Below are 25640 nucleotides of genomic sequence, written 5' to 3'. Positions count from 1 at the left end.
CGCTGCGGGCGGACACCCCCCGACACGGCCCCTTCCGTGAGCCGGCGGGTGCGGGCGCGTCGTGGCTCCCGCCCTTCGCGTTAGCTGCCGCAGGCGCCGCCGCTGCGGGCCCGCCCCGGCCTCAGCACCGACGCCGTGCGCCTGGCAAGAGGGTGTGTCTCACACGAGGCGGTGGTTCCAACGGTTGGGCGGGGAACCTATCGTCAAGGTCATGTTCGCTGTCTATGCCGCCCGAATCGACCGCGACCAGCCGCTGACCGGCCTGGAGTTGGGAGAGCGTCCGGCTCCCGAGGCCCGCCCCGGCTGGAGTACCGTCACGGTCAAGGCCGCCTCCCTCAACCACCACGACCTGTGGTCCCTGCGTGGCGTCGGCCTCGCAGAGGACAAGCTGCCGATGATCCTCGGCTGTGACGCCGCCGGTGTCGACGAGGACGGCAACGAGGTCGTCCTGCATTCCGTGATCGGACAGACCGGGCATGGGGTGGGGCCCAAGGAGCCCCGTTCCATCCTCACCGAGCGGTATCAGGGCACGTTCGCGGAGCAGGTCGCCGTGCCGACCTGGAACCTCCTGCCCAAGCCCAAGGAGCTCTCCTTCGCGGAGGCCGCCTGCCTGCCGACCGCGTGGCTGACCGCGTATCGGATGCTGTTCACCAACGCGGGGGTGCGGCCCGGGGACTCCGTGCTCGTGCAGGGGGCCGGGGGTGGCGTCGCCACCGCCGCCATCGTGCTCGGGAAGGCCGCGGGGCTGCGTGTCTTCGCCACCAGCCGGGATGAGGCCAAGCGCAAGCGGGCCCTGGAGCTGGGGGCCGTGGAGGCGGTGGAGTCCGGGGCGCGGCTGCCGCAGCGGGTCGACGCCGTGATCGAGACCGTCGGGGCCGCGACGTGGTCGCACTCCGTGAAGTCGCTGAAGCCCGGAGGCACGCTGGTGATCTCCGGCGCGACGAGCGGTGACCGGCCCTCGCACGCCGAGCTGACCCGGATCTTCTTCCTCGAGCTCAAGGTCGTCGGTTCCACGATGGGGACCAAGGACGAGCTGGAGGATCTGCTCGCGTTCTGTGCCGCCACCGGTGTGCGGCCTGTGATCGACGAGGTGCTGCCCATGGACCGTGCGCGTGAGGGCTTCGAGCGGCTGGCTTCGGGTGAGCAGTTCGGGAAGGTCGTGCTGGCGAATTCCTGAGGTGTTCCGGGGGCGCGTGTGAGGTGCCTCCTGTGTGACGTGGCGGTCGGTCCGGGATGGGCCGGCCGCTTTTGTGTGTCAACTGGGGTTGACGGATGCCTGGCGTCAACTTAGGTTGACGGTATGACCGAAGCAACGGATCTGGCCGAGCGCGCGGGTGACCGTGATCCACGGGTCGGCCTGCGGGCCGTCGCCGCGCTGCGCAGGCTGCTGGAGCAGTTGGAAGCCGTACAGGTGCGCAATGCGCGCAATCAGGGCTGGTCGTGGCAGGAGATCGCCGCCGAACTCGGTGTGAGCAGGCAGGCCGTGCACAAGAAGTACGGGAGGCATTGATGTTCGAGCGGTTCACGAAAGACGCCCGGGGTGTGGTGAAGAGCGCGTTCGAGTACGTGGAGGGGGGAGACGGGCAGAGTGTTGAGCCGGAGCATCTGCTGCTGGCGCTGCTCGACCGTGAGGGCAGTCGTGGGTCGTTCGCGCTGACCGCTCTCGGGCTCGCGGAGCGGCGGGAGTCCGTGCGTCAGGCGCTGCGTCAGGCGCGGCGGCGGGCCGGGCTGTCGCAGGCCGACACCGATGCGCTCGCCGGGTTGGGGATCGATGTGGCCGAAATCGTCGCCCGGGTGGAGGAGGCGCATGGGGTCGGTGCCCTGTCCGGTGACCGGAAGGACAAGGGGTGGTGGTCGGGGCGGCCCTCGTTCGGGCGGGGTGCCAAGGGGGTTCTGGAGCACTCCTTGCGTGTCGCTCTCGCCCAGGGGGACCGGCACATCGGTGACGAGCACATCCTGCTGGCCCTGACCATGCGCCCCGGCGTGCCGGCCGAGGTCCTCGCCGACCACGGGGTGACGTACGAGTCCCTGGTGCGGGTGCTGTACGGGGGCGGCGAGGCCAAGGCCGGGTGACGGGCTTCCCCTCCGGCCGATTACTTCTTCGGCGTGCGCAGCAGTGCTCCCAGGTGGGCTGCCGCCGTCGACAGGTGGCGCCGGGCGTCACGCAGTTGGTCGGAGGTGACACCATGGTCGCGGGCCGCGTCGCGGATGTCGTCCCGGAAACGGTCGAGCAAACGGTCCAGGTCGCGGGCGGGGTCGCCGGTGGAGTCCGCGGTGTCCTCGTGGGTCCAGGCCGGTTCGTAGGCGGCCGGGAAGTCCGCGGAGGGCCCTGAGGGGGCCGGCGGTTCGGGGGAGGCCGGCCCGTGGGTGGCGGATCCCGTGGCGGATCCCGTGGCGGATTCTGAGCGTGTGCCTGTGCCTGTGCCCGTCCAGTCGAAGCCGAAGTCCTTGCCGTAGTCCTTTCCGAACTCGCCCACCTCCTTGACCAGTTCGCTCAGGCCCTCGCGCAGGCCCGTCGGCCAGTCGCCGCGTGTGAAGTGGTCCTGTACCTGCTCCTGGACCCGGCGGGCGATGTGCTGCACCTGTTCCTGTGCCTGGGCCCTGGCCTGTTCCTGAGCCTCCTTGGCCTGGCGGCGGGCGCGCTGGGCATCCTCGCGGGCGCGGCGGCTCTCGTCCTTGGCGCGGCGGGCCTGTTCCTTCCACTCCTGTCGGGCGCGCCGCATCTCCTCCTTGGCGACGCGCCACGCCTCCTTGTCGCCGTAGGCCGTGAAGTCCCCGAAGGGGGCGTCCTGGGCGCCGGAGGTCTTGCCGCCGTTGCCGCGGCGGGCCTCCGTCGCCGCGGCGCGCATCTCGCGGCGCAGATCGCCCGCGGCCCCGCGCACATCGGCCTGGATCTCGGCGGCCAGCTCCGCGACCGACTCCCGGATCTCCAGTTCCAGATCCGCCAGCTCGCCGCTGCGGTCGGCCAGTTCGGCCCGGCCGGCGTCCGTGATCGAGTACACCTTGCGGCCGCCCTCGGTGGTGTGGGTGACCAGGCCCTCGGCCTCCAGCTTGGCCAGGCGCGGGTAGACCGTGCCCGCCGACGGTGCGTACAGCCCCTGGAAGCGCTCCTCGAGGAGGCGGATCACCTCGTAGCCGTGGCGGGGGGCCTCGTCCAGCAGCTTCAGCAGGTAGAGGCGGAGGCGGCCGTGGGCGAAGACGGGGGGCATGTCAGAGCACCTTCTTGTCGGTCGTGCCGTCGGCCGGGACGCCGGCGGCGCCCTCGTCCCGGCCGGAGACGGAATTGTCTCCCGAGTCGGCCCGCGGGCCGGCCGGCGGGTCCGTCGGCGCGCTGCCCGGGCCGGGTCGCGTGTCCCAGGGCTCGTCCTCCTCGGCCGGGCGGCGCAACAGGGCGATCGAGCCTGAGACGGTGGTGGCCCGTAGCGTGCCGTTGCCCGCGCCGAGGCGGCCCGTGATCTTGTGGGCGCCCCACTGGCCGTGTACCCGTAGTCCGTCGAAGGCGTTCGAGATGGCGCCGCTCGCCGTGTTGGCCTCGACCTCCGCGTCCGCCGGGTACGGCAGGCGGATCGCGATCTCGCCCGAGACGCTGGTCAGCCGCACGTCCGTGGGGCCGTCCGGGTCGAGGTCGATGATCATGGAGCCGCTGACCGACTCGGCCCGTACGGAGGGGCCGGAGCCCTCGACGACCGTGAGGTCGCCGGAGACGGAGTTGAACCGGAGGTCGCCGGTCACGTCCTGGGCCTCCAGACTGCCGGAGACCGTGTCGGCGCGGACCGGGCCGGAGAGTCCCACCAGGGTGGTGTCGCCCGTGACGCCCTTCACCACCGACGGTCCCTGGATCCCGGAGATCACGGCGGCTGCGCCGACCACCCCCACCTCCACCCGGGTGCCAGCCGGGACGGCCAGGGAGACCACCGCGCTGCGGCGCCAGCCCTTGCGGTCCAGCCACTTGAGGAAGCCCTTCCAGGGCAGGTCCTCGTAGGCCACAGTGAGCGTGCCGTCCTGCTGGGTCACCACCAGGGGCGGGCCTTCGATCTCGGAGATCTCCAGGCGGGCGGAACCTTCGTCCGTGCCCACCACGTTCACCGTTCCGTTGACGAGTCGCACGTGCAGATCGCTCACGGGCTCGTCGAAGGTGAGCTTCCTCGGTTCCGTGACGGACCACTCGGACATGGTGCAGACCTCCCCGACTCAACGCGCCATATCGCGTCTTCTCGTATTCACGATATATCGTGGTGTGGGAAAGTCAAGGCACTCGTTCTGGGGGCGGCAGGGTGGGCAAAAGTGTTCAAAAAGGGGTGAGTCGCCCTAGCGTGTGACCATGCCGACGGAAGCTGGCCGCACCGGTCCCGCAGGTCCCGCCTCTGGGGCGCTGCTGCTGTGCCGGGCGGTGCCCGGGGCCGTCGCCCCCGTCGCACGCCTGCTGCGCGAACCCGTGCAGCTCCTTCGCGCGGGCGACGAATGGAGCGTGCTCGTCCCCGAGGGCGGGCCCTGGCGGGACGGCGGCGAGCCCGTCGACCGGGTGGTCACCGGCTGGGCCACGGCCCTCGCCGTCGGCGCGCCTTGGCCGGTGCTCGCCCTGTGGTGGGACGCGGACCACGCGGGGTTCCTGCTGGCGTCCGGCTTCCGCCGCCCGGTCGGTTTCGTCTGGCTCGCGAGCGGCGTCCCGGTGGGGGAGGACGAGGCGATGCGCACCTTCGCCGCGCGCGTGGGCCTCGATCCCGTACTGGACGTGCAGGCCCTCGACCAACTGGCGAAACCCGACTCCACGGCCGATGCCCGTGCCCGGCTGCGCGGCGTGCTGGCGGTCCTCGCGCGCGTGGGCGCCTCGCTGCCTCCCGAACTCGCCCCCGGCGAGCCCGCCGACCGCCTGCGGAAAGCCGCCGCGCTCCGGCCGGACAGCCTCCCGGTCGCATGGCCCGGCCGGAGTGCGGAAGTCGGGGAACGCGACACGGCCGACCGCAGCCGCCTCGGCCCCTGGGTGCCCTGGACCGGTGGCCCCGGGGCCCATGCCCTGGCTCTCGCCCAGGTGGCGGCGGGCGTATCGCTCCTGGCCTGGGGACTGCGCCGGCGCAGCGGGGGCTGGGCCGCGGCCGGAGGGCTGCTGCTGGCCAACGGCACCCTGAGCCTGGCGTACCGCCTCACGCATCCACGCGACTGACGCCGCGGCGGATTCCTACTCGTCGTCCTCGTCGTCCAGCCGTGCCAGCCACGTCGCCAGGCGCTCCACCGGCACCTCGAAGTCGGGGTTGAGGTCGACGAACGTCCGCAGCTGCTCGGCGAGCCACTCGAAGGTGACCTCCTCCTCGCCGCGCCGCTTCTCCAGTTCCTCGATGCCACGGTCCGTGAAGTACATGCCGTCAAGGATATGTGCGCGCAAACGGCCGGGCCGCACCCCCATAGCGGGGATGCGGCCCGGTCACACAGGACGCGCGAGGGCGCTTACGCCTCGAACACCTCACGCACCAGCTGCTCCTGCTCGGCCTGGTGCCGCTTCGCGGAACCGACCGCCGGGGACGAGCTGTGCGGGCGCGAGATACGGCGCAGGCGCTCGCCGTGCGGGACGTCCGCCCCGACCGCCAGGTCCAGGTGGTCGATCAGGTTGAGCGCGATGAACGGCCAGGCACCCTGGTTCGCCGGCTCCTCCTGGGCCCACAGGTACTTCTCGGCGTTCGGGTACTTCTTGATCTCCGCCTGGAGCTCGGCACCCGGCAGCGGGTACAGGCGCTCGATGCGGATGATCGCCGTGTCCGTGACGCCGCGCTTCTGACGCTCGGCCTCCAGGTCGTAGTAGACCTTGCCGGCGCAGAAGACGACCTTCTTGACCGCGGCCGGGTCGACCGATGCGTCACCGATGACCGGCTGGAACTGGCCCGTCGTGAACTCCTCCGCCTTCGCCGCCGCCGCCTTCAGGCGCAGCATCGACTTCGGCGTGAAGACCACCAGCGGCTTGTGGTGCGGGTTGTGCACCTGCCACCGCAGGAGGTGGAAGTAGTTCGACGGTGACGTCGGCGTGGCGACCGTCATGTTGTTCTGGGCGCACATCTGGAGGAAGCGCTCGGGGCGGGCCGAGGAGTGGTCCGGGCCCTGGCCCTCGTAGCCGTGCGGCAGGAGCAGGACGACGCCGGACGTCTGGGCCCACTTCTGCTCGGCCGACGAGATGAACTCGTCCACGACCGTCTGGGCGCCGTTGACGAAGTCGCCGAACTGCGCCTCCCACATCACGAGCGCCTCGGGGCGGGCCAGCGAGTAGCCGTACTCGAAGCCCATCGCCGCGTACTCGGAGAGGAGGGAGTTGTAGACGTTCAGCCGCGCCTGGTCCTCGGAGAGGTACTGCAGCGGCGTGTACTCGTCGCCCGTGGTGCGGTCGATGATGACCGCGTGGCGCTGGCCGAACGTGCCGCGCTGCGAGTCCTGGCCCGCGAGGCGGACCGGGACGCCCTCCAGCAGGAGGGAGCCGATGGCGAGGGTCTCGCCCATGCCCCAGTCGATGGTGCCGTCCTCGACCATCGCCGCCCGGCGCTGCAGCTGCGGCAGCAGACGCGGGTGGACGGTGATGTGGTCGGGGATGTTGACCTGGGACTCGGCGATCCGCTTGACGACCTCCGAGGTCACCGCGGTGTTCACGGCGACCGGGAACTCGGCCTGCGGGTCGGTGGGCTCCGCGGCGGCCGGCTGCGAGGTGGCCTCGCGGACCTCCGTGAAGACCTTCTCCAGCTGGCCCTGGTAGTCCTGCAGGGCCTGCTCGGCCTCTTCCAGGGTGATGTCGCCGCGACCGATGAGGGACTCGGTGTACAGCTTGCGCACCGAGCGCTTCTTGTCGATCAGGTCGTACATCAGCGGCTGGGTGAACGCCGGGTTGTCCGACTCGTTGTGACCGCGGCGGCGGTAGCAGATGAGGTCGATCACCACGTCCTTGTTGAACGCCTGGCGGAACTCGAAGGCGAGCCGCGCGACGCGGACCACGGCCTCCGGGTCGTCGCCGTTCACGTGGAAGATCGGGGCCTCGATCATGCGGGCCACGTCCGTCGCGTACATCGACGAGCGCGAGGACTCCGGGGCGGCCGTGAAGCCGACCTGGTTGTTGATGACGATGTGGACCGTGCCGCCGGTGCGGTAGCCGCGCAGCTGCGACATGTTCAGGGTCTCGGCCACCACGCCCTGGCCCGCGAAGGCCGCGTCGCCGTGGATCGCGACCGGCAGGACCGTGAAGTCCGTGCCGCCCTTGTTGATGATGTCCTGCTTGGCGCGCGAGACGCCCTCCAGGACCGGGTCCACCGCCTCCAGGTGCGAGGGGTTGGCGGTGAGCGAGACCTTGATCTGCTCGCCGTCCAGGCCGGTGAAGGTGCCCTCGGCGCCCAGGTGGTACTTCACGTCGCCGGAGCCGTGCATCGACTTCGGGTCGAGGTTGCCCTCGAACTCGCGGAAGATCTGCGCGTACGACTTGCCGACGATGTTCGCCAGGACGTTCAGCCGGCCGCGGTGGGCCATGCCGACGACGACCTCGTCGAGGCGGGACTCCGCCGCGCTGTCCAGGACCGCGTCCAGCAGCGGGATGACGGACTCGCCGCCCTCCAGGGAGAAGCGCTTCTGGCCGACGTACTTCGTCTGCAGGAAGGTCTCGAAGGCCTCGGCGGCGTTCAGCCGGCGCAGGATGCGCAGCTGCTCCTCGCGCTCCGGCTTGGTGTGCGGGCGCTCGATGCGGTCCTGGATCCACTTGCGCTGCTTGGGGTCCTGGATGTGCATGAACTCGATGCCGGTGGTGCGGCAGTACGAGTCGCGCAGCACGCCGAGGATGTCGCGCAGCTTCATCAGGGACTTGCCGGAGAAGCCGCCGACGGCGAACTCACGCTCCAGGTCCCACAGGGTGAGGCCGTGCTCGGTGATGTCCAGGTCGGGGTGCTTGCGCTGCTGGTACTCCAGCGGGTCGGTGTCGGCCATGACGTGGCCGCGGACCCGGTAGGAGTGGATCAGCTCGAAGACGCGGGCGGCCTTCGTGACGTCGTCGTCGTGGCTGGCGTCGATGTCCTTGAGCCAGCGGACCGGCTCGTAGGGGATGCGCAGCGCCTCGAAGATGTCGTCGTAGAAGCCGTTCTCGCCGAGGAGGAGGTTCGCGACGATCCGCAGGAACTCGCCGGAGGCGGCGCCCTGGATGACCCGGTGGTCGTAGGTCGACGTGAGCGTCATGACCTTCGAGATGCCGAGCTTGTTCAGGGTGTCCTGGGAGGTGCCCTGGAACTCCGCCGGGTAGTCCATGGAGCCGACGCCCATGATCACGGACTGGCCGGGCATCAGACGCGGCACGGAGTGGACGGTGCCGAGGCCGCCGGGGTTGGTCAGGGAGACCGTCACGCCGGTGAAGTCGTCCATGCCGAGCTTGCCGTCGCGGGCGCGGCGGACGATGTCCTCGTAGGCCTGCCAGAACTCGAAGAAGTTCAGGGTCTCGGCCTTCTTGATGCCCGCGACCACGAGCTGGCGGTCGCCGTTGGGCTTGACCAGGTCGATGGCGAGACCGAAGTTGACGTGCTCCGGCTTGACCAGCGTCGGCTTGCCGTCCTTCTCCACGAAGGAGTAGTTCATCGACGGCATGGCCTTGATGGCCTGCACCATCGCGTAGCCGATCAGGTGCGTGAAGGAGATCTTCCCGCCCCGGGCGCGCTTCAGGTGGTTGTTGATGACGATGCGGTTGTCGAACAGCAGCTTCACCGGGACGGCGCGCACGGACGTGGCCGTGGGCACCTCAAGGGAGGCGTTCATGTTCTTCGCGACCGCGGCGGCGGGGCCGCGCAGCACGACCTGCTCGGGGCCCGAGGGGGCCTCGCCGGCGGGCTCGGCCTTCGGCTTCGCGGCGGCGGCCGGCTTGGCGGGGGCCGGAGCGGCCTTCGCCGGGGCGGCGGCCTGGGCCGGGGCCTGCGCGGCGGGCTTCGCCTGGGCGGGAGCCGGCGCGGCGGCGGGCTTCTCGGCCGCCGGGGCGGGGGCCGCGGCCTGGGCGGGGGCGGCCTGGGCCGCCGGCTGAGTCGTGGTGGTCCCCGCGGCCCCCGCGGCCGCGGTACCCGCCGGAGCCGAGGCGGCGGCCGCCCCTGGCTTGTAGTCGGCGAAGAAGTCCCACCAGGCTCGGTCTACCGAATTCGGGTCCTGGAGGTACTGCTGATAGATCTCGTCGACGAGCCACTCGTTGGCACCGAACGACGCGGCGGGGTTCTTCCCCGCTTGGTCGGTGTCGGTAGAGATGCTCGAGTTACTGGGGGACTGTGGCGACACGGCGGTAACCGCCCTCTTCCGCTTCACAAGATGATGGACAGCGGGAATCAAGGCTACGCCTCCCGGACCGTGAAGGTCAGGCCGGGCCCGTTCAACGTCACGCAAGTCACACTTCAAAGAGTGTTTCGGGGCTTGAAATGGCGGGAAACAAGCGTGGTTCCGCTTAAGAAGGGAAGGGTGGAGCGGCACCCGGGTCGCCGACGGCGCGGGTCTGTGCCTGATCACACGTGTCCGTCAGTACGGACGCCCGTGGATCTTGAGGCTCCGCTTCGAACTTTACGTCAACTTGGCAGAGATGGAAGTCCCGGAAGAGTGACAAGAATCCGGCAACCTCGCTCGGATTCGGCCACTCCGATCCGTCCGCCGTGCAGATCCACCGCCCAGCGGGCGATGGCGAGGCCGAGGCCGGTGCCGCCGTCGCTGCCCGACCCGGGCGGCCGCTTGGCGCTGCCGCGGTTGAACCGCTCGAACACACGGTGCCACTCGGACTTCGGAATGCCGGGGCCCTCGTCCAGGACCTCCAGCTCCAGCGACTCCGGCAGTGTGCCGCGCCGCGCCTTGACCGTCACCCGGCCGTGCGGCGGGCTGTGCTTGACCGCGTTGTCGATGAGGTTGGCCACGACCTGGTGGATGCGCTCCGGGTCGGCGTGCGCGGTCAACTCCGGTGGGGAGACGTCGAGGTGCAGATGGACGTCCGTACGGGTGTGACTGCCCGAGCCGGTGGCGATGCCCGCGCGCACGGAGGCGACCATGTTGGCCTCCTTCAGTACGCCCGACAGATACGGCCACACCTCGAAGCGCCGCTGCTTCAGCGGTACGACGCCGTTGTCCAGGCGGGACAGGTCAAGCAGCGTCTCCACCAGCCGGCCGAGCCGCTCGGTCTGCTTCAGGGCCGTGCGCATCGTCTCCGGGTCGGCCTGGGTGACACCGTCGACGATGTTCTCCAGCACCGCGCGCAGCCCCGCGATGGGCGTGCGCAGCTCGTGCGAGACGTTCGCCACCAGCTCCTTGCGCTGGCGGTCCTGGGCCTCCAGCTCGTCGGCCATGGCGTTGATCGTCACCGCCAGGTCGCCCAGCTCGTCACGGCGGTTGTCCCGCACCCGGCGGGTGTAGTCGCCCTGCGAGATGGAGCGGGCCACCGCGGTCATCTCGTCCAGCGGCGCGGTGAGCGAATGGGCCACGAACTGCGTAATGAGGAGCGTGGCGATCATCGAGAAGACCGTGATGAAGCGCAGCTCCGTCTTCGTGTGCACCGCGATCACCGACAGACCTGTGGTGATCAGCACCGAGATGACGACCAGCGCGCCCAGCTTGGTCTTGATCGAGAACGGGCTCACCCCGCCCCAGGGTTCCGGCTCCCCGGGGTTTCTCCGTGCGGCCGGCCCGCCGCTCATGGCGTCGGGGTCTCCAGGGCGTAGCCCACACCGTGCACCGTACGGATCCGCTCGGCGCCGATCTTCCGGCGCAGCGCCTTGATGTGGCTGTCGACCGTCCGGGTGCCGGAGGCGTCCGCCCAGTCCCAGACCTCGGCGAGCAGCTGCTCGCGCGAGAGCACCGCGCGCGGGGTGTTCGCCAGACAGACCAGCAGATCGAACTCGGTCGGCGTGAGGTGAACATCCTCACTGCGCACCCGCACGCGTCGCTGTGCGTGGTCGATCTCCAGCTCGCCGAGGCGCAGGATGCCGCTGCGCGGCGTCGCGGCGGCCAGCGCGGCCCGCTCCACACGGCGCAGCAGCACGTGCACACGCGCCGCCAGCTCGCGCATCGAGAACGGCTTCGTCATGTAGTCGTCGGCGCCGACGCCCAGGCCGACCAGCATGTCGGTCTCGTCGTCGCGCGCGGTGAGCATCATCACCGGCACCGGCCGGGCGGCCTGCACACGCCGGCAGACCTCCAGACCGTCGAAGCCGGGCAGCATGATGTCGAGGATCAGCAGGTCGGGCTGCCAGGCCTCGGCCGTGTCGACCGCCGCCGGACCGTCGCCCGCCGTTTGCACGAGGAATCCCTCGGCTCGCAGGCGGGTCGCGATGGCGTCCACGATCGTGGCGTCGTCCTCGACGACGAGAACCCGGCGCTGCGCGCCCGGGGTAGCCGTCGCCGAACCGTTGTGGGAGGTCTGTGTCTGCTCCATCGCCCGCCCCTGGGGTGTGCTTTCCGGAATCAGTGGGGTGATTCCTCACTGGCTGTGCCTGCGCATGGTGTGCGATTGACGCTTGAATGATCGGCGTCAGAGGAGCAGCGTACGGGGAGTCAGCACGCCTTTGCTATCCAGGGCGGATGCCGAGGTGTACGACGTCGGGAACGCCCCGGGCAACCGGGATCTCTTCGGTACGCACCCGTTGGAACCCGGCATTCCGCAAGGTTTCTTCGAATTCCGGCGAGGGCTGGGCGGACCAGACGGCGAGTACCCCGCCGGGTCTCAACACCCTTGCGCAGCTTGCCAGTCCGGCTTCCGAGTAGAGATTTCCGTTGCCCTCCGTGACGGTCCAGCCGGGGCCGTTGTCGATGTCGAGACACAGGGCGTCGAACGTGTCGGATGTCTCATTGACGTACGCCACGAGATCGGCTTCGACGATTTTCGCGCGGGGGTCGGCAAGGGCCTCGGCGGAGAACTCGGAGAGCGGACCTCCGAGGTGCCATTCGACAATCGCGTGCTCGCGTTCCACGACCGTGATCCCACCCCAGCGGGCGTCCGCCGCCGCGTGGGCGAGGGAGAAACCGACGCCGAGTCCGCCGATCAGGACGTCCGGGCGGTCCCGGCCGGCCAGGGCGTCCAGGGCCGCGTCGACCAGCCGCCGCTCCGAGCGGCCGTCGGAGGTGTCCATCAGGAAGCAGCCGTTCGCGATGATCTCCAGCCGGTCTCCGTGCCGCCGCAGCACGACCTCACCGTGCGGGCCCTCGCGACGGTCCAGTACATCGGGCGTGTCGTTCGAGGTGGGCATCAGAGCATCCTGGCAGGTACGGGGTGCCCGGCGCCAAGAATTACGGAGCGGCCCGGCTGGGACGCGGTGTACGGCTTTCGGGTTGCTGTGAATCGGCTCTGGCGTGGCGCCGGTCACAGACAGTGGGGCAGAGGTACGCGAAGGCTGGGGCATGACGGAAGGAGCGCCCGTTGTGGAACGCACCGCGCCGCCCGACGAGACGGCCGTGACGACGCGGACGGGCGCGCCCGTGTCCGATGTGCCGGGGCTCCTGGACGGGGTTCCGAGGCAGCGGGGTCCGCGAGAGGGCGCAGGGGAGTCCGTCCCGGTGCGGGAGCCCCGGCTCCGGGTGCCGCGGCCCTGGCGGCTGCTGCCCACACCGACGGGCATGCCGTTCACGTTCGGGTACGCGGTCGTGCTCTGTGTCACCTCGCTGATCTCCGCGTACGCGGACCCCGCGCTGGTCCATGCCCTGCTCCAGGCCTCCAGTACCGATGTGGCGCACCTGGTGCGGACGCCGGGGCTGGTGCTGGTCGGCAGCGCGCTGTGGGTCGCGGGCGGGGTGGCCTCGCCGTTCACGATCGGGTTCGTGCTGGTGCTGACCGCGCTGGAACGGCGGATCGGGGGCCTGCGCACGGCCGGTGTCTTCCTGCTCGGGCATGTCCTGGCCACCCTGGCGACCGAGGTCCCGGTGGGGCTCGCGGTGCTGGCCGGGCACCTCCCCGACAGTTCGCTGCACCGCCTCGACTACGGCGTCAGCTTCGGCGTCGCGGCCGGCACCGGCGCCCTCGCCGGCCTGTTGTCCCCCTGGCTGCGCGTTCCGCTGCTGGCCGTCTTCGGCGGGATGCTCCTCCAGGACCTCCTCGCCTTCACCGACCCGATGACGAACTGGGGGCACCTGATCGCCCTGGCCATCGGTATCGCGGCCTGGCCGGTGCTCCGACGGTGGCGCGCGAAGCCCCTCGCGACCTCCCGGACCAGCGCCTCGTAAGTGATCGCTCACAGCGAACGGCGGTAGGGGAACATCCGGCAGCTCCCGTGCATTGAGTCGGCATAGCTCAACTTGACTGCCGAAGGGGAGATCATGGCTGCTGAGTCCAAGGCGTTCACATCGCTCACCCTGCCCGTGCTGCCGCTCGACGGCGAGGTCGTGCTGCCCGGGATGGTGGTCCCGCTCGACCTGAGCGACTCCGAGGTCCGTGCCGCGGTGGAGGCCGCTCAGGCCGCTGCGAGGTCAACACCGGGGAAGCCCCGGGTACTCCTGGTGCCACGGATCGACGGGACGTACGCGAACACCGGTGTCCTCGGCACCGTCGAGCAGGTCGGCAGGCTCGCCGACGGCGACCCGGGCGCCTTGATCCGCGGCCGGGGCCGGGTGCGCATCGGGGCGGGGACCACGGGTCCCGGCGCCGCCCTCTGGGTCGAGGGCACCCACCTCGACGAGTCCGTGCCGGATCCCCTGCCCGGCCAGGTCGCCGAACTGGTCAAGGAGTACAAGGCCCTCGCCACCGCGTGGCTGCGAGGTCGCGGCGCGTGGCAGGTCGTCGACCGGGTCCAGGCCATCGACGACGTCTCGGCACTCGCAGACAACTCCGGCTACTCGCCGTTCCTGACCACCGACCAGAAGATCGAGCTGCTGGAGACCACCGACCCGGTGGCCCGGCTGAAGCTCGCCGCCCAGCAGCTGCGCGACCACCTCGCCGAGCAGGACGTGGCCGAGTCCATCGCCAAGGACGTCCAGGAGGGCGTCGACAAGCAGCAGCGCGAGTTCCTGCTGCGGCGTCAGCTGGAAGCCGTCCGCAAGGAGCTGCGCGAGCTGAACGGCGAGCAGGACGGCGAGGAGTCCGACGACTACCGCACCCGTGTGGAGGCCGCCGACCTGCCCGGACACGTCCGCGAGGCCGCGCTCAAGGAGGTCGACAAGCTGGAGCGCTCCTCCGACCAGTCGCCCGAGGGCTCGTGGATCCGCACCTGGCTCGACACGGTCCTGGAGATGCCGTGGAACGAGCGCACCGAGGACGCGTACGACATCCAGGGCGCCCAGGCCGTCCTCGACGCCGAGCACGCGGGCCTGGAGGACGTGAAGGAGCGGATCACCGAGTACCTCGCGGTGCGCAAGCGGCGTACCGACCGGGGCCTTGGCGTGGTCGGCGGGCGGCGCGGCGGTGCCGTGCTCGCCCTCGTGGGCCCGCCCGGCGTCGGCAAGACCAGCCTCGGTGAGTCCGTCGCCCACGCGATGGGCCGCAAGTTCGTGCGCGTCGCCCTCGGCGGTGTGCGCGACGAGGCCGAGATCCGCGGTCACCGGCGTACGTACGTCGGCGCGCTGCCCGGCCGGGTCGTCCGGGCCATCAAGGAGGCCGGGTCGATGAACCCGGTCGTGCTGCTCGACGAGATCGACAAGGTGGGCTCGGACTTCCGGGGCGACCCGGCGGCCGCCCTCCTCGAAGTCCTCGACCCGGCGCAGAACCACACCTTCCGGGACCACTACCTGGAGGTCGAGCTGGATCTGTCGGACGTCGTCTTCCTGGCCACCGCCAACGTGCTGGAGGCCATCCCGGAGGCCCTGGCCGACCGGATGGAGATCGTCCGCCTGGACGGCTACACCGAGGACGAGAAGGTCGTCATCGCCCGCGACCACCTGCTGCCGCGCCAGCTGGAGCGGGCCGGGCTCGCCGCGGACGAGGTGACCGTCGACGAGAGCGCGCTGCGCAAGCTCGCCGGTGAGTACACCCGCGAGGCGGGCGTCCGGAATCTGGAGCGGTCCGTCGCACGGCTGCTGCGCAAGGTCGCGGCCCAGCACGAACTGGGCGAGCGGGAACTGCCGTACACCGTCACGGACGGGGATCTGCGGGCGCTGATCGGCCGGCCGCATCATGTGCCCGAGTCCGCGCAGGAGCCGGCGGAGCGCCGGACGTCGGTGCCGGGCGTGGCGACCGGGCTCGCGGTGACGGGAGCGGGCGGTGACGTGCTGTACGTGGAGGCGTCGCTGGCCGACCCGGAGACGGGCGCGGCCGGACTGACCCTGACCGGCCAGCTGGGCGACGTGATGAAGGAGTCCGCGCAGATCGCGCTGAGCTTCCTGCGCTCCCGCGGTGCCGAGCTCGAACTGCCGGTGGGTGATCTCAAGGACCGGGGCGTGCACATCCACTTCCCGGCGGGCGCGGTCCCCAAGGACGGCCCCAGCGCCGGCATCACCATGACCACGGCCCTCGCGTCCCTGCTGTCCGGCCGGCTGGTCCGCACGGACGTGGCGATGACCGGCGAGGTCTCGCTCACCGGGCGGGTCCTGCCGATCGGCGGTGTGAAGCAGAAGCTGCTGGCCGCCCATCGCGCAGGAGTCACCACCGTGATCATCCCCAAGCGCAACGAGCCCGACCTGGACGACGTCCCGGCCGAGGTGCTGGACAGGCTCGACGTCCACGCCGTGACCGACGTCCGCCAGGTCCTGGAGCTGGCGCTCGCGCCCGCGACGAACGGGGCGGCGCCTGAGGTTCCGGTCGCGGCGTGACGGGCGTGACCGGATAGGGGAAGGCCCGGGTTCTCGTGAGGGAGGCCCGGGCCTTCACCGTGCGGTGGCCCTTCACCGTGTGGTGGCCCTGTGTACAGGCGTGCCGTGACCTGCGGAATACTTGCCGAACTGCGGTGATGACGGCAGGTGACGGAAAATCTCAGTACGGGGCGATACCGAGGCAGGGGCTGACGTGCAGGACAACGGGAACGGCGACGGACCGGGAGGCGAATCCGCCCTGGCCGCGAGCGGTGTGGACCAGCCCGCCTTCCTCGCGCTGGAGCGTGAGCTGACCGTGCTGCTGCGGCGTGCCCGGGCCAACCAGGGCGAGATGGCCCGCGAGGTCCATCCCGACCTGGAGTCGTCCGCGTACGGGCTCCTCGTCCGGCTCGACGAGTGCGGCAGCCAGCGGGCCACCGAGCTCGCCGGCTACATCGGCGTCGGCAAGGCCACGATGTCCCGCCAGCTGCGCGCCCTGGAGGAACTCGGGCTGGTGGCGCGCGAGCCCGACCCCGCCGACGGCCGTGCCTGGCTCGTCGCCCTCACCCAGGAGGGCCACGACCGGGTCCGCCGGGTGCGGGAGGCCCGCCGGGCCCGCTACGCCGGCCGCCTGGCCGACTGGGACACCCACGAGGTCACGGAGCTGGCCCGGCTGCTGCACCAGCTCAACCGCGGCATGGAGAAGTAGCGCCCGGCGCCCGAGCCCCGGCCCTGCGCACCGTGCGGCATGGGGGTCCCCCCGCTCGAGCGAAGCCGAGAGTGGGGGAGTGCGTGCCGGGCGTCGCGACGCCGCGGAGATCCATCAGAAGGGCCCTAGAACTCGACGAAGACGACCGTCGCGTCGTCGTGTGTCTTGCTCCGGCCCAGGAACGTCCTGGCGGTGTCCCCCCGCTCCAGCGCCCGTACGCGGTCCACCAGTGTCTGGGGGCCCTCCTTGCGCACCAGGTGGAAGCAGTCCGTCCAGTCGCCCTCCTCGAACCTCTCCACCCAGCGGCCGGCGCCGTCCGTCAGGGCGGCCAGGGCGCGTACCTCGTGGCGGGGCACCGTTCCGGTCACCGCCCGCCGGGCCACCGAGGGGTCGGCGGCCGCGGTGAAGAAGCCGCCCTCCTTGTTGCGGACCGTGGAGTCCACCAGCGCGTCCGTGGCCAGGGCCGAGCGGGGGAGTAGGGAGAGGCGGTTGTCGAGGACGGGCGTCACCACGCCGTCGGGGGACTCCAGGAGGAGGGCGGAGTCCGAGAGCACCAGGTACTCCACCGTGGCCGGTGTCCAGCGGGCCACGACCACGGTGGCCTGTGGTGTCCGGGGGTGAGAAAGGTCACAGGTTGCGGCGTGCGCCTCGGAGGTACGCGCGATGGCGCGGGACAAGGCGTCGACCAGGGGAGCATCCGGGAGTGAAACGGTCAGTTCGGTCAGAGCTCCGCCGAGGCGTGCGGTGAACCAGGGGACGGAATGCAGACAGCCCGTCCCGTCCTTCGGTGGCGTGACGCCGTCCAGGACGACGACCGAACCGCCCTGTCCGGAGGCCGGTAGTCCGACACTGGCGAAGTCCTCGTTGGGGCGGTCGGCGTCTCCCGGCTCCGAGGCGAGTTCAGTGCGCATCCAGCCAGTCTGCACGAGCCCTTCACAAGGGTCGCAAAAGGCTGGCAATAGTTGCGAGATCAGTGCGGCCGCGCAGGTCAGACGCCTGTTTTGGGATGGAATGCTTTGCTCCGGGAAGGCGTGGCGGCGAATATTGCCACCGCCCGCCGCCGACGTCCAACCGGCGTACCGCGCACGGCCGCTGCAAGGGCCAGCGGAACTTGCCCCTCAACTCTTGCCCGGGGTTCACTCCTTCGGGTGGCGGGTCAGGTGATGCACGTGCGCTGGCCACCGGCGCTGGGAGGGTCGGGAAGTGTACCGGGAGTACGCGCCAGTTGACGGAACGTCACCCGGGCCCATGGGTTCACGAGTCAGGAATGCGAGCACCGGTGCAGAAGACGCGGCCTCGTCGTACAGGCAAGCAGACGGCCCCCGCTCAGGGCACTGAGCCGACGCCCTCCACCGGCAAGGGCCGCCCCACGCACGTACGAAACCGGCTCATCGTCGCCGTGGCCGTGGTCGCCGCGGCCATCGCCGGCGCCGGTACCCCGTCCGTGCTGGCCGCCTCCGGGCAGCTCCACGACTCGCAGGAGCTGGTGACGCTCGCGGAGCAGACGCAGGACGCTCTCGGGCTCGCGCACTCCCTCGCGGACGAGCGGGACGACGTCACCTCCTACATAGCCGCCGGCCGCCCCAAGGACAAGGCGCCCTCCGAGCAGCGCAGCGCCCGCGTGGACCGGCAGGTCGAGGAGTTGCGGGCCGACACCGACACGCCCGCCTCGCTGCGCTCGGACCTCGACGACATCGCCGCCGTCCGCCGGGCGGCGCTCACCGGCAAGAGCAACGCGCTCGAAGCACACCAGGCGTACTCCACCGCCATCACCCAACTCCACCGGCTCGCCGAGCAGCTGGCGCAGCAGACGCCGCCCCGCGCGGGCTCCGGCGCCTACGCCCGGGCCGAGCTGGACTCCGCCGTCCAGCAGGCCGCCGCTGCCCGTGGGCTGCTGCTCGCCGCCCTCAGCGTGCCGCGCGGCACCGAGACGATCGACCCGGTCACCGGCCTGCCGACCGAGACCTCCTCCGACGCCGACGCCCGGCAGCGCGACGCCCTGAGCGCCGCCGCCCAGCAGGCGCGGCTGCGCTCCGACGCGGCGCTGGCCGACTTCCGCGACACCGCGCCCAAGACGGCCCGCACCTCGTTCGACTCCACGGTCACCGGCACCGAGGTCAACTCCGCCGAGAAGTACCTCGCCGCCCTCACCGACCAGCCGACGCTGTCGGGAGGCGAGCTCTCCGTCAACACGAAGCGGCTGGATGCGGCCCTCTCGGCCCGGGTCGACCTGATGCGCGGCGTGGAGTCCGCCCTCTACGACCGGAGCACCAAGGACCTCGAGGCGCTGCGCGACGACGACGTCACCGCGCTGGAGATCCGCATCGCCGTCCTCGGCGCCCTGATGCTGCTCGCCGTCGGCGTCGCCACGGGCATGGCCCGCAGCCTCACCCGGCCCCTCGCGGTCCTGCGGCTGGGGTCGAAGCGCCTCGCCGAGGCCGAGGACCCGGCGGGCGAGGAACCGGTCAAGTTCACCGGCCGCAACGACGAGTTCGCCCAGGTCGTCCGCTCCGTCAACGCCCTGCACGGGCACGCGGCCGCCCTGACCGAGCGGATCACCACGCTGGAGTCCGACCGCAAGCACCTCGTCGGCCAGCGCCAGAAGATGGCCGACGCGCGCGAGGAACTGCGCGGCGAACTCGCCGAGTCCGCCGCCCAGCTGGAGCGGGTGCGCACGGCCATCGGCGGTACGTTCGTCAACCTCGCACTGCGCACCCTCGGACTGGTCGAGCGGCAACTGGCCGTCATCGAGAACCTGGAGGAGCGCGAGCAGGACCCGGACCGGCTCGCCACCCTGTTCAAGCTGGACCACTTCGCGACGGTCATGCGCCGGCACAGCGAGAACCTCCTGGTCCTCGCGGGTACCGAGCACGTCCAGCACGCCGCCGGGCCCGTGCCGCTCGTGGACATCGTCCGCGCCGCGGTGAGCGAGATCGAGCGGTACGAGCGGGTCCGTATCGCCGCCCTGCCGCCGCACGCGCACATCGCCGGGTTCGCCGCGGACGACCTCTCCCACCTGCTGGCCGAACTCATGGAGAACGCCACGTCGTTCTCCCCGCCCGACCAGCCCGTCGAGGTCTCCGGCTGGCTGCTGGAGAACGGCGAGGTCATGCTCTCCGTCCAGGACGAGGGCATCGGCATGACCGGGGACCGGCTGGAGCGCCTGAACTCCCGCCTCGCCGACTTCGACCCGGAGGCGCCCTACGACCAGGAGGGCGAGGACGGTCTCGGGCTCGGCCTGTACGTCGTGGCCCGCCTCGCCCACCGGCACGGGGTGCGCGTGCAGTTGCGCGAGCAGAAGCAGGGCGGTGTCGCGGCGGTCGTCGTCCTGCCCCGCAACCTGTTCGCCGCCGCCCCGCACGCGGCCGTCCCGGCCTCCGGCCCGCTCTCCGCCACGAGCCACACCGTCTCCTTCCCGGGCGCCGACGCCGAGGCCAACTCCAACGTCCTGCACGGCCGCGCCGGCGGCGGGGACCCCTTGGTGGCACTGGCGGAGAAGGCGGTACGGCGGGACGAGGCGGCGGAGGCCGCCGGGCACCCGGAGCCGGCGGAAGCCGAGGCACCGGCGGAGCCCGAGGTGCCCGCGGAGCCCGAGGTTCCGGCGGCACCGGCGGAAACCCCTGCCGAGACCACGATGGAGCTGTTGGCCCCGGTGCCGCAGGGCGAACCGGAGCCGACGCGGCACGATCCGGTGGCCGCCGACGGCGATGTGGCCCCACAAGGGCCACCCGCGCTCGACCATGAAACCCGCACGGGGGGTGCGGGTGGGAACGAAATCGCCGAAGGCGAAGCCGAGGCCGACGTCGAGCACGAACGCGTCACCGACAAGGGCCTCCCCAAGCGGACTCCCAAGATCACTGCCCAGGCCCAGGCCCCGCGCCAGCGGACCGGCTCCGTGGACGCCGCGGCCCTCCGCCGCCGCCTCGGCGGCTTCCGCCAGGGCGCCCAGGCCGGCTACCGCGAGGTGGAGGCGGAGATCGCCGAGCAGACGGCCTCGCACAAGCGGCCGGTCACCGGCACATCAGGACCAGCTGAATCCGAAGAAGCCACGGGGGGCACAGCCGAGGAGGCAAGCAGTTGACCGCTCCCAGTACCTTCGGACTGATCGGGCTGAGCAGTGAGGCCCGCAACCTGCACTGGCTGCTGACCAACCTCGTCGAGGAGGTACCCGGCATCCTCTCGGTCGCGGTCGTCTCCTCCGACGGACTGCTCCTGCTCTCCTCGGACGACCACCGCAACCGGCAGGCCAGGGAAGCCCTGCAGGCCCGCGGAACCAAGCGGACCGGCCCGCGCGGCTCAGCCGCCGACCTGGCCACCATCGTCTCCGGCATCGGCAGCCTCACCGTCGGCGCCGCCAAGCTGATGGACTTCGGCGGGGTCAGGCACACGATGGTCGCGATGGACGAGGGCAGCCTGTTCGTCATGTCGATCAGCGACGGCTCGCTGCTCGGCGTCCACGGCTCCGCGGAGTGCGACATGAGCGTGGTGGCGTACCACATGGCCCTGTTCGTCGGCCGCGCCGGCCATGTCCTGACGCCCGAACTCCGCAGCGAGCTCCGTAGTTCCCTGGAGCGGTCCCAGACGACGGGGAGTGCCCGATGAGCAGTACGCCCAAGCATCACCTCCCGGTCCGCGGCGGTGACCGCAAACCCGCCCGGGTCCGCCCCTACTCGCTGACCGGCGGCCGCACCCGGTTCGGCCACGTCCTCCTGGTGGAGACGTTCGTGGCGAGCACGGCCGCGCTGGAGGCCCCGGAGGAGCGCCGGGAACTGAGCAACGGCTCCCTCTCCACCCGCGTGATGCCGGAGCTCCAGGCCATCGTCGAACTGTGCCGCCGGATGCGTACGGTGGCCGAGATCGCCGCGCTGCTGAAGATGCCGCTCGGCGTGGTCCGCGTGCTCCTCAGCGACCTCGCGGACCAGGGAAAGATTCGTGTGTACGGAACGGGAACCGGCCACGGCACGGGCCGCCCGGACCGAGCTCTGCTGGAAAGGGTGCTGAGTGGACTCCGTCGTCTCTGACGCCGCTCACGGCGTCTCCGCAACATCCCCGTTCGTCCAGCCCGACGCGAGCATGCACGCCTGGGAGACGGACCGTACCCGCGCACCCATCGCCACGAAGATCGTGGTGGCGGGCGGCTTCGGCGTGGGCAAGACCACCCTGGTCACCGCCGTCTCGGAGATCACGCCCCTGCAGACCGAGGCGCTGATGACCGAGGCGAGCGAGGCCACCGACGACCTCACCGACACACCGGGCAAGACCACCACCACCGTGGCCATGGACTTCGGGCGCCTCACGCTCGACGACGACCTGGTGCTCTACCTGTTCGGCACGCCCGGCCAGCAGCGGTTCTGGTTCATGTGGGACGACATCGTGCGCGGCGCCATCGGCGCGGTCGTCCTGGCCGACACACGGCGGCTGAAGGACTGCTTCCCGGTACTGGACTACTTCGAGAGTTCCGGGCTGCCGTACGTGGTCGCGGTCAACCACTTCGACGACAGCGAGCTCTTCGAGCCGGAGGATGTGCGGGAGGCCTTGACCATCCCGCGACACATACCTGTCATGATCATGGACGCGCGTCGCCGGATCTCCGTGATCGAGACCCTCCTGGCCCTGGTGGGCCACGCGCTCGACGAAACCCCCGAGTAAGAGGACAGCCCCGCATGCGGAAGATACTCGTCGTCGGAGCCGGTCAGTCCGGACTCCAGATAGCTCTCGGCCTCCAGTCGCAGGGGTACGAGGTCACCCTGATGTCCAACCGGACGGCGGACGAGATCCGTACCGGCCGGGTCATGTCGACGCAGTGCATGTTCCACACGGCACTGCAGCACGAGCGCGATCTCCAGCTGAACTTCTGGGAGTCCCAGGCCCCGAAGATCGAAGGACTCGGCGTCTCGGTCGCCGCCCCCGGCTCCTGGGCCGAGGGTCCCGCGGCGCGTGCGATCGACTGGCTGGGCAGGCTCGACGGGTTCGCGCAGTCGATCGACCAGCGCGTGAAGATGGCCGGCTGGATGGAGACGTTCGCGCAGCGCGGCGGCCAGCTCGTCATCCACGGCGCGGCCGTCGGCGACCTCGACTACTTCTCCCGCACCTACGACCTGGTGCTGGTCGCGGCCGGCAAGGGCGAGCTGGTCCAGATGTTCGGCCGGGACGCGGAGCGGTCCCCCTACAGCGAGCCGCAGCGCGCGCTGGCCGTGTCGTACGTCCACGGTCTGGGCCCGCGCCCCGAGCACCCGGACACCGAAGGGGTCCGCTGCAACCTCGTGCCGGGCGTCGGCGAACTGTTCGTCATGCCCACCCTGACCACCTCCGGCCGCGCCGACATCCTGTTCTGGGAAGGCATACCCGGCGGCCCGCTCGACGCCTTCGGCGGCGTCAAGGACCCGGCGGAGCACCTCTCCCTGACCCTGGAACTCATGGAGCGGTACGTCCCCTGGGAGTACGCGCGGGCCACCAAGGTCGAGCTGACCGACGCGGGCGGCACGCTGGCCGGCCGCTACGCCCCCACCGTCCGCAACCCCGTCGGCCGCCTCCCCAGCGGCGGTCTCGTGCTGGGTGTGGCGGACGTCGTCGTCGCGAACGACCCGATCACCGGACAGGGCTCCAACTCGGCGTCCAAGTGCGCCGCCGCGTACCTCTCCGCGATCGTCGAGCACGGTGACAAGCCGTTCGACGAGGAGTGGATGCGGTCCGCCTTCGACCGCTACTGGGACACCGCCCAGCACGTCACCAAGTGGACCAACGCGATGCTCGCCCCGCCGCCGGAGCACATCCTGAACCTCATCGGCGCCGCCGGCGAGCTCCAGCCGGCCGCCGACCGCTTCGCCAACGGCTTCAACGACCCGGCCGACTTCGAGAACTTCTTCTACGAGCCGGAGAAGACCCAGGCCTACCTGGCCGAGCTGTCCGGCGCGGGCGCGGCGTAGGGCGACAGGCCCTCACGGTCTAACGATCGTATCCCTCGTCCGACCCGTCCGTGGCGCCCTCGGGAAGCTTCGGCGGCGCGTACCGCCGCAGGGGCTTCCCGGCCGGGTCCGGGCGTACGGCGCCCAGGAGCGGGTTGGCCGCGATCGGTGACACCTTCACCTTCGCGCCCGGGCGGGGTGCCTGTACGACCATGCCGTCGCCGAGGTACATCGCCACATGCGTGGCCTCGGGGAAGTAGACGACCAGGTCTCCCGGGCGCAGCTCGGCGAGCGGGATCCGCTTCAGCCGCTTCCACTGCTCCTGGCTGGTCCGGGGGATGGGCGACCCGGCCTCCGCCCAGGCCTGCGAGGTCAGGCCCGAGCAGTCGTACGACTTCGGGCCCTCCGCGCCCCACTCGTACGGCTTGCCGAGCTGCCGGACGACGTAGCGCAGGGCTCGGTCGCCCTCCGCTGACGGTCTGCGGGCGCTGCTGAGTGCGCCGGACGCCATGAATTTCTTCTGGGCCTTCGTGATGCCGTTCTTCTCGAACTCGGCCAGGGCGGCCAGCTGGTCGCGGCTGAGGGTGGCGAGCAGGTCCTCCACGTCGTGCAGGCGTTTGACGACCTGGTCTCGTTCCTTCTTCCGCTGATCGGTGAGGGTGAGCTGGTCGTCCAAGGCCTTGCGGGCCTTGCGGGCCAGGTCGTCGGCCTTGCGCTCGTCGCCCGTCAGGCGGTTGATCGTGTCGGCCCGTTCCCGGGCGATCCTTCCGATCACATGGCCCTGGTCGATCGCGTGCTGGGGGTCGCGGGCCAGGAGCAGTTGTACGTACGGAGAGATGTCGGTGCTGCTCTGGTACTGCTGCCGGGCCAGGCGGCCGACCTCGGCCCGGCTGTCGTGCAGGGAGAGCCGGGCGCGGGCGAGGGCGCGGTTCAGGCGGTCGGTCTCGGCGCGCTGCTTCTTCAGCTTCTCTTCGGTGGCGTTGTAGGCCTCGGTGGCCTGCTCGGCCTTGCGGTACAGGCGCTGAAGGTCCGTCAGGAGGTAGGCGAGGGAGGCGGGGGGTGGTCCGGGGTCGGGTTTCGGGGCGGCTGTGGCGGGGGCGGGAACGGGTGCGAGGACGGTTGTCGCTGCCAACGCCGCCGTACAGGCCAGACGCAGAAGGGTTCCTGACATGCCATCACCTCCGATGCGGGGGCGGCCCTTCGGCCACCGGACATCGTGAGGATGAGGGGTGCGGGGTGGTGTGTGCGGTAAGCCTGCGCGGTTCGGCGCAACAGGGTCACCCGTCGGCGTCGTCCCGCTTGCCGGGCGGCGTGGCGTGTGGCTTCGACCAGGGCCATGTGAGCCGCCGGGGCGGGACGCCCTCTGGGGCGTACTCGTACTTCCAGCGGTTGGTCAGGCCGACCCTGCCCGGTCCGCGGGGTACGCGGCGGTAGACGAGCACGGTGGGCGGGCCGCCGGCCGGGTCCGGGACGGGGATGCGGTACGTCTTGGGCGGGTGGCCGGTGATGCCGAGCAGGACGGGCAGGACCCTGCCGTCCATGGGGCCGCCCTCGAAGGGGGTGTCTTCGCTCTTCACCGGATCAGTGTGGGACATCCTCGGCGAGTGCCTGGACCAGGGCGTCGGTCTGCGGGTCCCGGCGGGCGGTCACCGACAGCATGGCCACGAACTGCTCGACGAGCCAGTCGCGGAGGTCCTCGGCGGGGGGCTGCTTGTCCTCGTCGAGCCAGATGAGCGACGAGGCCTCCACGGCCGTGATCCACATGCGGATGGTCATGCGCAGGCGGGGGCCCGGGGTGGTGACCTCCAGGTGCCTGACGATGTGCTCGGCGGCGGCGCGGCGTACGCCGTCGACGATGGCGGTGGTCCGTGAGGTCTCTACGACGCTGCCACCCTGGAGGAGGGCGCTGAAGCCGGCGTCGTGCTGGTCGACGAAGGCGAGGTAGCGGTCGAGGGCGCGGGACAGGCGGGGGAGGAGGGGGCCCTCGCGGGGTTCGTCGAAGCAGGTCCGGAGCTCGTCGGCGGCGGAGCGGAGGGCGGCCTCGTAGAGCTGCTGCTTGCCGCCGGGGAAGTACCGGTACACCAGGGGGCGTGACACCCCCGCCGCCTCCGCCACGTCGTCCAGGGAGACGTCCTCCGGGGCGCGGTGCGCGAAGAGCGACAGCGCGGAGGTGAGCAGCTGGCTGCGGCGTTCCTCGACGCTGAGTCGCCGGTAGGCGGGGGTGGGGGCGGCTGGTGTCATGACTCGCAGCGTAGCCGGGGGGCCGGGTGCCTGCGGCGCCTGTGCGGGTGGGTGGGGGTGTGCGTAGCGCCTATCGCCGGGTGGTGGGTCGGGGCCGCGCCGGGGGGTGTCCGTCG

Annotated in this window: 23 protein-coding genes; 12 read left to right on the top strand and 11 right to left on the bottom strand. The window is 71.2% G+C overall.

Features of this window, described 5'->3' with window-relative positions:
- Positions 1-211: 211 nt before the first annotated feature.
- The 3 genes from ACWIF2_RS32355 (at position 212) to ACWIF2_RS32345 (ending at position 2073) form a co-directional block, all read left to right on the top strand.
- The gene (locus ACWIF2_RS32355; protein ID WP_454364453.1) at positions 212-1177 is read left to right on the top strand and encodes a zinc-binding dehydrogenase; all 966 of its coding nucleotides are present in this window, start codon (positions 212-214) and stop codon (positions 1175-1177) included.
- A 123-nt stretch (positions 1178-1300) separates the two neighbouring features.
- A complete protein-coding gene (locus ACWIF2_RS32350) occupies positions 1301-1510 on the top strand; it encodes an HTH domain-containing protein (protein WP_004925761.1) in 210 nt (69 codons plus the stop codon).
- The gene (locus tag ACWIF2_RS32345; protein WP_454364452.1) at positions 1510-2073 is read left to right on the top strand and encodes a Clp protease N-terminal domain-containing protein; all 564 of its coding nucleotides are present in this window, start codon (positions 1510-1512) and stop codon (positions 2071-2073) included. The genes ACWIF2_RS32350 and ACWIF2_RS32345 overlap by 1 nt, the downstream gene beginning before the upstream one ends.
- A gap of 20 nt (positions 2074-2093) precedes the next feature.
- On the opposite strand, the gene ACWIF2_RS32340 is transcribed toward ACWIF2_RS32345, so the two are convergent.
- A complete protein-coding gene (locus ACWIF2_RS32340; protein ID WP_454364451.1) occupies positions 2094-3209 on the bottom strand; it encodes a PadR family transcriptional regulator in 1116 nt (371 codons plus the stop codon).
- 1 nt (position 3210) lies between these two features.
- Positions 3211-4173 (bottom strand): DUF4097 family beta strand repeat-containing protein, encoded by a 963-nt coding sequence (locus ACWIF2_RS32335; RefSeq protein WP_454364450.1) that lies wholly within the window; start codon positions 4171-4173, stop codon positions 3211-3213.
- 148 nt (positions 4174-4321) lie between these two features.
- On the opposite strand from ACWIF2_RS32335, the gene ACWIF2_RS32330 reads away from it, so the two are divergent.
- The gene (locus ACWIF2_RS32330; RefSeq protein ID WP_454364449.1) at positions 4322-5161 is read left to right on the top strand and encodes a hypothetical protein; all 840 of its coding nucleotides are present in this window, start codon (positions 4322-4324) and stop codon (positions 5159-5161) included.
- Between the two features lie 15 nt (positions 5162-5176).
- Here ACWIF2_RS32330 and ACWIF2_RS32325 read toward each other — a convergent pair whose 3' ends face one another.
- From ACWIF2_RS32325 to ACWIF2_RS32305, 5 genes are all read right to left on the bottom strand, one after another.
- Positions 5177-5356 carry a DUF6104 family protein gene (locus tag ACWIF2_RS32325; RefSeq protein WP_003992906.1) on the bottom strand — a complete coding sequence of 60 codons (180 nt, stop codon included), beginning with the start codon at positions 5354-5356 and terminating at the stop codon, positions 5177-5179.
- Between the two features lie 86 nt (positions 5357-5442).
- On the bottom strand, positions 5443-9261 hold the full coding sequence (locus ACWIF2_RS32320) for a multifunctional oxoglutarate decarboxylase/oxoglutarate dehydrogenase thiamine pyrophosphate-binding subunit/dihydrolipoyllysine-residue succinyltransferase subunit (protein WP_454364448.1): 3819 nt from the start codon (positions 9259-9261) through the stop codon (positions 5443-5445).
- A gap of 281 nt (positions 9262-9542) precedes the next feature.
- Complete coding sequence (locus tag ACWIF2_RS32315; RefSeq protein ID WP_454364447.1) at positions 9543-10655, bottom strand: sensor histidine kinase; 1113 nt, start codon at positions 10653-10655, stop codon at positions 9543-9545.
- Positions 10652-11392 carry a response regulator transcription factor gene (locus tag ACWIF2_RS32310; protein ID WP_184590528.1) on the bottom strand — a complete coding sequence of 247 codons (741 nt, stop codon included), beginning with the start codon at positions 11390-11392 and terminating at the stop codon, positions 10652-10654. Before ACWIF2_RS32310 ends, ACWIF2_RS32315 begins: the two co-directional genes overlap by 4 nt.
- 133 nt (positions 11393-11525) lie before the next feature.
- Positions 11526-12203: a spermidine synthase gene (locus ACWIF2_RS32305; protein WP_454364446.1), complete on the bottom strand. Its 678-nt coding sequence runs from the start codon at positions 12201-12203 to the stop codon at positions 11526-11528.
- A gap of 172 nt (positions 12204-12375) precedes the next feature.
- Here ACWIF2_RS32305 and ACWIF2_RS32300 point away from each other — a divergent pair, with 172 nt between their 5' ends.
- The 3 genes from ACWIF2_RS32300 (at position 12376) to ACWIF2_RS32290 (ending at position 16378) form a co-directional block, all read left to right on the top strand.
- Positions 12376-13173 carry a rhomboid-like protein gene (locus tag ACWIF2_RS32300; protein ID WP_454364445.1) on the top strand — a complete coding sequence of 266 codons (798 nt, stop codon included), beginning with the start codon at positions 12376-12378 and terminating at the stop codon, positions 13171-13173.
- Between the two features lie 93 nt (positions 13174-13266).
- Positions 13267-15690 carry an endopeptidase La gene (gene lon / locus ACWIF2_RS32295; protein ID WP_454364444.1) on the top strand — a complete coding sequence of 808 codons (2424 nt, stop codon included), beginning with the start codon at positions 13267-13269 and terminating at the stop codon, positions 15688-15690.
- A gap of 193 nt (positions 15691-15883) precedes the next feature.
- Entirely contained in the window at positions 15884-16378 is a 495-nt protein-coding gene (locus tag ACWIF2_RS32290) for a MarR family winged helix-turn-helix transcriptional regulator (RefSeq protein ID WP_382586862.1), read from the top strand.
- 125 nt (positions 16379-16503) lie between these two features.
- Here ACWIF2_RS32290 and ACWIF2_RS32285 read toward each other — a convergent pair whose 3' ends face one another.
- Positions 16504-17289: a protein phosphatase 2C domain-containing protein gene (locus ACWIF2_RS32285; RefSeq protein WP_454364443.1), complete on the bottom strand. Its 786-nt coding sequence runs from the start codon at positions 17287-17289 to the stop codon at positions 16504-16506.
- Positions 17290-17657: 368 nt separating this feature from the next.
- On the opposite strand from ACWIF2_RS32285, the gene ACWIF2_RS32280 reads away from it, so the two are divergent.
- From ACWIF2_RS32280 to ACWIF2_RS32260, 5 genes are read left to right on the top strand one after another with little or no spacing between them, the layout of a single operon-like run.
- On the top strand, positions 17658-20459 hold the full coding sequence (locus tag ACWIF2_RS32280) for a nitrate- and nitrite sensing domain-containing protein (RefSeq protein ID WP_454364442.1): 2802 nt from the start codon (positions 17658-17660) through the stop codon (positions 20457-20459).
- Positions 20456-20980, top strand: a complete 525-nt coding sequence (locus tag ACWIF2_RS32275; RefSeq protein WP_184590512.1) for a roadblock/LC7 domain-containing protein — start codon at positions 20456-20458, stop codon at positions 20978-20980. Before ACWIF2_RS32280 ends, ACWIF2_RS32275 begins: the two co-directional genes overlap by 4 nt.
- Positions 20977-21399 carry a DUF742 domain-containing protein gene (locus tag ACWIF2_RS32270; protein ID WP_454364441.1) on the top strand — a complete coding sequence of 141 codons (423 nt, stop codon included), beginning with the start codon at positions 20977-20979 and terminating at the stop codon, positions 21397-21399. Before ACWIF2_RS32275 ends, ACWIF2_RS32270 begins: the two co-directional genes overlap by 4 nt.
- Positions 21380-22027 (top strand): GTP-binding protein, encoded by a 648-nt coding sequence (locus ACWIF2_RS32265; RefSeq protein WP_454364440.1) that lies wholly within the window; start codon positions 21380-21382, stop codon positions 22025-22027. The genes ACWIF2_RS32270 and ACWIF2_RS32265 overlap by 20 nt, the downstream gene beginning before the upstream one ends.
- Positions 22028-22041: 14 nt before the next feature.
- On the top strand, positions 22042-23304 hold the full coding sequence (locus ACWIF2_RS32260) for a styrene monooxygenase/indole monooxygenase family protein (RefSeq protein WP_454364439.1): 1263 nt from the start codon (positions 22042-22044) through the stop codon (positions 23302-23304).
- A gap of 19 nt (positions 23305-23323) precedes the next feature.
- On the opposite strand, the gene ACWIF2_RS32255 is transcribed toward ACWIF2_RS32260, so the two are convergent.
- From ACWIF2_RS32255 to ACWIF2_RS32245, 3 genes are all read right to left on the bottom strand, one after another.
- Complete coding sequence (locus tag ACWIF2_RS32255) at positions 23324-24454, bottom strand: NlpC/P60 family protein (RefSeq protein WP_454364438.1); 1131 nt, start codon at positions 24452-24454, stop codon at positions 23324-23326.
- A 106-nt stretch (positions 24455-24560) separates the two neighbouring features.
- On the bottom strand, positions 24561-24860 hold the full coding sequence (locus tag ACWIF2_RS32250; protein WP_399024273.1) for a hypothetical protein: 300 nt from the start codon (positions 24858-24860) through the stop codon (positions 24561-24563).
- Positions 24861-24864: 4 nt separating this feature from the next.
- Positions 24865-25524, bottom strand: a complete 660-nt coding sequence (locus tag ACWIF2_RS32245; protein WP_454364437.1) for a TetR/AcrR family transcriptional regulator — start codon at positions 25522-25524, stop codon at positions 24865-24867.
- Positions 25525-25640: the final 116 nt, after the last annotated feature.

The organism is Streptomyces sp. NPDC055506 (assembly GCF_053643595.1).
This window is presented reverse-complemented; position numbering and strand designations above follow the sequence as displayed.